Origin of the sequence: Pseudomonas sp. GD03858, assembly GCF_029840925.1 — a bacterium.
Taxonomy (GTDB): Bacteria; Pseudomonadota; Gammaproteobacteria; order Pseudomonadales; family Pseudomonadaceae; genus Aquipseudomonas.
Genome location: NZ_JAOCDM010000186.1, coordinates 1 through 4,878, shown reverse-complemented (window position 1 = coordinate 4,878; position 4,878 = coordinate 1). Strand labels below are relative to the sequence as shown.

Genomic DNA, 4,878 nt, shown 5'->3' with positions numbered 1-4,878 from the left:
CGCTGTCGTCCTGGAAGCTCCAGGCGACCATGCGGCTCTGCTTCTGCCCCTGGCCCATCTCGACGATGCGCAAGGCCTTCACCCCGGCCTTCTTCAAGGCTGCCTCGATGCCCGGCAGGTTGCTGGCCTTGGACACCAGGCTGGTGAACCACAGCACCTGGGCCGCGTACTGGGCGCTTTCGGCGACCAATTGGCTGACAAAGCGGATCTCGCCGCCTTCGCACCACAGTTCGTTGTTCTGCCCGCCAAAGTTCAGCACCGGCAGCTTGCGCTTGGGGTCCTGCTTGCCGAGGTTCTTCCACTTGCGTTGGCTGCCGCGGGTGGCTTCCTCGCGGGAGGCGTGGAATGGCGGGTTGCACAGGGTGACGTCGAAGCGTTCGTCGGCCTGCAGCAAGCCACTGAGAATGTGCCTGGGCTGCGCTTGCTGGCGCAGGCTGATGGCCTTGTCGAGCTTGTTGGCCTGGACGATGGCCTTGGCCGAGGCCAGGGCCACGCCGTCGATGTCCGAGCCTGTGAAGCGCCAGCGGTAGTCGCTGTGGCCGAGCAAAGGATAGATGCAGTTGGCGCCGACGCCGATATCCAGGGCGCGCACCTGGGCGCCGCGGGGGATTTCGCCGGCATTGTCCTCGGCCAGCAAGTCGGCCAGCACGTGGATGTAGTCGGCGCGGCCAGGGATTGGCGGGCACAGGTAGTCGGCCGGGATATCCCAGTGCTGGATGCCGTACTGGGCCTTGAGCAGGGCGCGGTTGAACACCCGCACGGCCTCGGGGTTGGCGAAGTCGATGCTGGGCTTGCCGTAGGGGTTGGTGATGGTGAAGCGGGCCAGGTCCGGGTGCGCCTTGATCAGGGCGGGAAAGTCATAGCGGCCCTGGTGGCGGTTGCGTGGGTGCAGGGTGGGTTTGTTGGTCATGGTCGGTCCGGTGTTGCCGGCAGTGGGGCTGCTTTGCAGCCCTTTCGCGACACAAGGCCGCTCCTACAGGATAGCGGCGCCTTTCAAGCTGGCGCCGTCCTGTAGGAGCGGCCTTGTGTCGCGAAAGGGCCGCAACGCGGCCCCAGCGGTCTATCAGATTGTTACAGCGCAGCAATCCGCGCATGCTGCTCGGTGAAGTTGGCCAGGGCCTGCTCCGACTCGGCCAGCTTGGCGCGTTCCTTCTCGATCACCGCAGGCGGGGCCTTGTCGACGAAGGCGGCGTTGGACAGCTTGCCGCCGACGCGCTGGACCTCGCCCTGCAGGCGCTGGATTTCCTTGTTCAGGCGCGCCAGTTCGGCATCCTTGTCGATCAGGCCGGCCATCGGTACCAGCACCTGCAGGTCACCCACCAGCGCGGTGGCCGACAGCGGCGCTTCATCCTGCTCGCCGAGCACGGTGAACGACTCGACCTTCGCCAGTTTCTTCAGCAGGGCTTCGTTTTCCTGCAGGCGACGCTGGTCGTCGGCGTTGGCGTTCTTCAGGAACAGCGGCAGCGGCTTGCCCGGGCCGATGTTCATCTCGGCACGGATGTTGCGCAGGCCGACCATCAGCTGTTGCAGCCATTCGATGTCGCCTTCGGCGCCGACGTCGATACGGCTCTCGTTCGCCACCGGCCATGGTTGCAGCATGATGGTCTTGCCATCGATACCGGCCAGCGGCGCGATGCGCTGCCAGATCTCTTCGGTGATGAACGGCATGAACGGGTGGGCCAGGCGCAGAGCGACCTCCAGCACGCGCACCAGGGTGCGGCGGGTGCCACGGGCGCGCTCGACCGGGGCATTCTCGTCCCACAGTACCGGCTTGGACAGCTCCAGGTACCAGTCGCAGTACTGGTTCCAGATGAACTCGTACAGCGCCTGGCTGGCCAGGTCGAAGCGGAACTGCTCGAGCTGGCGGGTCACTTCGGCTTCGGTGCGCTGCAGTTGCGAGATGATCCAGCGGTCGGCCAGCGACAGCTCGTAGGCCTCACCGTTCTGGCCGCAGTCCTCGCCCTTGTCCAGCACGTAGCGCGCGGCGTTCCAGATCTTGTTGCAGAAGTTGCGGTAGCCTTCGACGCGGCCCATGTCGAACTTGATGTCACGACCGGTGGAGGCCAGCGAGCAGAAGGTGAAGCGCAGGGCGTCGGTGCCGTAGCTGGCGATGCCTTCGGGGAACTCGGCCTTGGTCTGCTTGGCGATCTTCTCGGCAAGCTTGGGCTGCATCATGCCGCTGGTGCGTTTTTCCAGCAGGGCGTCGAGGGTGATGCCGTCGACGATGTCCAGCGGGTCGAGCACGTTGCCCTTGGACTTGGACATCTTCTGGCCCTGGCCGTCGCGGACCAGGCCATGCACGTAGACGGTCTTGAACGGTACCTGCGGGGTGCCGTCCTCGTTCTTGATCAGGTGCATCGTCAGCATGATCATCCGGGCGACCCAGAAGAAGATGATGTCGAAGCCCGTGACCAGCACGTCGGTGGAGTGGAACTTCTTCAGGAACTCGGTCTGCTCCGGCCAGCCCAGGGTGGAGAAGGTCCACAGGCCCGAGCTGAACCAGGTGTCGAGCACGTCGTCGTCCTGGCGCAGTTTCACCTCGCTGCCCAGGTTGTGCTTGGCGCGCACTTCGGCCTCGTCGCGGCCGACATAGACCTGGCCGGCCTCGTCGTACCAGGCCGGGATGCGGTGGCCCCACCACAGCTGGCGGCTGATGCACCAGTCCTGGATGTCGCGCATCCAGGAGAAGTACATGTTCTCGTACTGCTTGGGCACGAACTGGATGCGGCCGTCTTCCACGGCAGCGATGGCAGGTTCGGCCAGCGGCTTGGTGGAGACGTACCACTGGTCGGTCAGCCACGGCTCGATGACGGTGCCGGAACGGTCGCCCTTCGGTACCTTCAGCGCGTGGTCGTCGATGCTGACCAGCAGGCCCTGGGCGTCGAGGTCGGCGACCATCTGCTTGCGCGCGACGAAGCGGTCGAGGCCGGCGTACTGGGCAGGCAGCGAGGTGTCGATGTCGTCGATGACGCTGCCATCGAGGCTGAACGCCTGTACGGCGGCCAGCACGGTGGCGTTCTTGTCGAAGATATTCAGCAGCGGCAGGTTGTGGCGCTTGCCGACTTCATAGTCGTTGAAGTCGTGGGCCGGGGTGATCTTCACGCAGCCGGTGCCGAACTCGGGGTCGCAGTAGTCGTCGGCGACGATCGGGATGCGACGGCCGACCAGCGGCAGTTCGACGAACTTGCCGATCAGTGCCTGGTAGCGCTCGTCGCTCGGGTTGACGGCGACGGCGACGTCACCGAGCAGGGTTTCCGGACGGGTGGTGGCGACCACCAGGTGGTCCTTGCCTTCGGCGGTCTTGGCGCCGTCGGCCAGCGGGTAGCGCAGGTTCCACAGGTGGCCCTTCTCGTCGTGGTTCTCCACTTCGAGGTCGGAAATCGCCGTGTGCAGCTTGGTATCCCAGTTGACCAGGCGCTTGCCGCGGTAGATCAGGCCGTCCTCGTGCAGGCGCACGAAAGCCTCTTTGACAGCTTCCGACAGGCCGTCGTCCATGGTGAAGCGCTCGCGGCTCCAGTCCACCGACGAGCCCAGGCGGCGGATCTGGCGGCTGATGTTGCCGCCCGATTGATCCTTCCACTCCCAGACCTTCTCCAGGAACTTCTCACGACCCAGGTCATGGCGATTCTGGCCCTTGGCCTCGAGCTGGCGCTCCACCAGCATCTGGGTGGCGATACCGGCGTGGTCGGTGCCCGGCTGCCATAGGGTGTCGCGACCCTGCATGCGGCGGAAGCGGATCAGCGCGTCCATGATTGCGTTGTTGAAACCGTGGCCCATGTGCAGGCTGCCGGTCACGTTCGGCGGCGGGATCATGATGGTGTAGGACTCGCCTGCACCTTGTGGAGCGAAATAGTTCTCGGACTCCCAGGTGTTGTACCAGGAAGTTTCGATGGCGTGCGGCTGGTAGGTCTTATCCATGCGCGGCGGGACCCTTAGGCATTAATTCGGGAAAGCCGGGAAGTATAACCAACGCAGGAGGTTGAGGCGACAGGCGCCGGGGCTGCTTTGCAGCCCTTTCGCGACACAAGGCCGCTCCTACAGGAGATCGCGTTCCCCTGTAGGAGCGGCCTTGTGTCGCGAAAGGGCCGCGAAGCGGCCCCCAGAGAGTCACTCGGAACGCTTGAGCAACCGCTCCAGCCGCGCATCGAGGCGTCGCTTGATCTCGGTCTCGATATGCGGGGTGAAGTCGTTGATCACGTCCTGCATGATTTGCTGGGCGGCGGTGCGCAGCTCGGCGTCCAGGTGCAACAGGGTGTCCTGGCGGCGGGCCTGGGCATCTTCTGCGGGCGCTGGTGCTGGCGTGACAGCCGGCGGGGTCCCAGCAGGCTCGTCGAGCAGCAGGGGAATCTGCTCCACCGTCTCGGTCAGCAGCGGCGGTTGCAGGTCCGAATCGCCCAGCAGTTCGCGGATCGATTCAAGATCGTCGAGCAGGTGGGCGGAATGGGTGAGGGAGGTCAGCTGCTTGTCCATCTTCGTCAGAGTCGCTGTAAGCGGTGGTCTTGCAGAGCATAGCCCTGTTCGCGGTAGAAACGGAATCGTTCGCGAGCGGCCAGGCGGATGGCCGGTTCCTCGACGACGATCTCGGCGACGCGTTCGAACTGGCCGACGAAGGCGGGGATATCGCCGCCCAGGTTGATCAGCAGGTCACGGTGTTCGCCGGCATCGCTGCCGACACCCAGCGCGACGAGGGCGTCTCGGTGCTGTTCGGCGTGATCGTGGGGCACGAATGCCTCGCCCTTGAACTGCCACAGGCGCAGGTCGAGCTCGCTGCGCTGCGCCTCGTCCTGACAATGCAGGTAGACCCGGTGGCCAAGCCGCCAGGCCTTCTCGCACAGCTTGCAGGCGAAATCCAACCGCGCCGACAGCGAGTCGGTGGGC

Annotated in this window: 4 protein-coding genes; all 4 read right to left on the bottom strand. The window is 65.1% G+C overall.

Annotated features, from left to right (window positions below):
• A partial coding sequence (gene rlmF, locus N5D48_RS25575) for a 23S rRNA (adenine(1618)-N(6))-methyltransferase RlmF (protein WP_279888884.1) occupies window positions 1-910 on the bottom strand: 910 nt, incomplete at its 3' end.
• Window positions 911-1,071: 161 nt separating this feature from the next.
• Window positions 1,072-3,918, bottom strand: coding sequence for a valine--tRNA ligase (locus N5D48_RS25570; RefSeq protein ID WP_279888882.1), 2,847 nt, complete (start codon window positions 3,916-3,918; stop codon window positions 1,072-1,074).
• A 189-nt stretch (window positions 3,919-4,107) separates the two neighbouring features.
• Window positions 4,108-4,470: a DNA polymerase III subunit chi gene (locus tag N5D48_RS25565; protein ID WP_279888880.1), complete on the bottom strand. Its 363-nt coding sequence runs from the start codon at window positions 4,468-4,470 to the stop codon at window positions 4,108-4,110.
• Window positions 4,471-4,475: 5 nt separating this feature from the next.
• Window positions 4,476-4,865, bottom strand: a complete 390-nt coding sequence (locus N5D48_RS25560) for a DNA polymerase III subunit chi (RefSeq protein ID WP_279888885.1) — start codon at window positions 4,863-4,865, stop codon at window positions 4,476-4,478.
• Window positions 4,866-4,878 lie beyond the last annotated feature (13 nt).

What these genes read in the sequence shown, in the direction of transcription:
- N5D48_RS25570 (WP_279888882.1), bottom strand. Translation starts at nt 3,918, where the DNA reads ATGGATAAGACCTACCAGCCGCACGCCATCGAAACTTCCTGGTACAAC.
- N5D48_RS25565 (WP_279888880.1), bottom strand. Translation starts at nt 4,470, where the DNA reads ATGGACAAGCAGCTGACCTCCCTCACCCATTCCGCCCACCTGCTCGAC.